Annotated in this window: 1 protein-coding gene; it reads right to left on the bottom strand. The window is 73.3% G+C overall.

Annotated features, from left to right (window positions below; translation table 11 throughout):
* On the bottom strand, positions 1–944 hold a 944-nt coding region (locus KMS84_RS38605; protein ID WP_256921224.1), incomplete at both ends, for a hypothetical protein.

Here is a 944-nt window from a genome sequence, read left to right as displayed (position 1 = left end):
CGCGCCAGATGCCCGCCCACACCACCGGTACCACCCGTCACCAACACCGTGCCCGACGGACTCCACACCCGGACCGGGGCCGCGTTCGCCCCCAGCGGCGCACGCACCAGACGACGCCCGAAGACGCCCGACGACCGCACCGCCACCTGGTCCTCACCATCACCCGCCGCCAGCACCCCCGCCAACGAGGCCGCAACCCGCTCGTCCCACACGGCGGGAACATCGACCAGACCACCCCAGGTCGCGGGCTGCTCCAGCCCCACGATCTGACCCAACGCCCACAGCTGCGTCTGCGTCGCGGACACCGGATCGTCCGCGCCCACCGAGGCCGCGCCCCGCGTCAGCACCCACAGAGCGGCCGCCGAACCGCTCTCGCCGTGGGCCTGCACCAGCCGCAGCGTCGACTCCAGCGCCGACGGCTCGTCCCACGCCAGCAACGACACGACACCGGACGCGTCCGACAGGTCCGCCTCGCTGAGATCCGGCAGGACCGACACCTCGGCCCCGGCCGCCTCCAACGCCCCGCGCACCTCCTCCACCGGCGCGTCCCCACCAGCACTCACCACCAGCCACGTCCCCGACAGCCTGGGCGAGGAGGGCAGGGCGTTCGCGCGCCAAGCAGTCCGATAGCGCCAGGAGTCGAGGGTCATCTGCCGGCGACGGCCCCTGCGCCAGGCCGAGAGCGTGGGCAGCCAGGCCTCGACCGCGGCGGCGTCCTCGGGAACGTCCAGCACCTCCGCGAGATCGGACAGGTCCTCCCGCTCCACCGCGTCCCAGAAGGCGGCGTCCGTCTCGTCCGCCGTCGTGTCCTGGATCTCGCCCCCTACGGAGACGCCCTCGAGCCAGTAGCGCTGGTGCTGGAAGGCATACGTCGGCAACTCCACCCGACGCGCACCGCTCCCCGCGAACACCACCGACCAGTCCACCGACGCCCCGGCCACATA

Source organism: Streptomyces hilarionis (genome assembly GCF_024539675.1).
GTDB lineage: Bacteria > Actinomycetota > Actinomycetes > Streptomycetales > Streptomycetaceae > Streptomyces > Streptomyces hilarionis.
Note: the sequence above shows the minus strand (reverse complement) of the source record. Positions and strands in the feature narration are given on the sequence as shown.